Source organism: Plebeiibacterium sediminum (genome assembly GCF_026013605.1).
GTDB classification, from domain to species: Bacteria; Bacteroidota; Bacteroidia; order Bacteroidales; family Marinilabiliaceae; genus Saccharicrinis; species Saccharicrinis sediminus.
The window spans coordinates 1-346 of record NZ_JAPDPJ010000385.1 but is presented as its reverse complement, the minus strand read 5'-3'; the positions used below and the strand labels follow the sequence as shown (position 1 = coordinate 346).

The 346-nt window shown below is 44.2% G+C and carries 1 protein-coding gene; it reads right to left on the bottom strand.

What is annotated here, in order from left to right; translation table 11 throughout:
• On the bottom strand, nucleotides 1-299 hold a 299-nt coding region (locus OM075_RS26750; protein WP_301193422.1), incomplete at its 3' end, for a Calx-beta domain-containing protein.
• Nucleotides 300-346 lie beyond the last annotated feature (47 nt).

Below are 346 nucleotides of genomic sequence, written 5' to 3'. Positions count from 1 at the left end.
GATGTACTGGCATGATTCAATGAAACAGTAAAGTCTAAAGTAGCAGTACCTGAATTGCCCTCTGTTACAGATGCATCGTTAATGCTGATGGCCGGCTGACCGTCATCATCTGTGATGGTTCCTTCGCCTTGATTATCCGCGATAGTCGCTCCTGAAGCATTGCTTAAATTCACATATAAACTTTCATCACCTTCGTATACGGCATCGCCATAAACTGTAACGCTAACTGTTTTTGAAGTTTCGCCTGCTGCAAAGGTCAAACTAGTAGTTGTTACTTCTACATAGTCGCTGTTGGCTATCGTCGCTGTGTTATCGGCGGTGGCGTAATCTACTGTTACTGCTGATG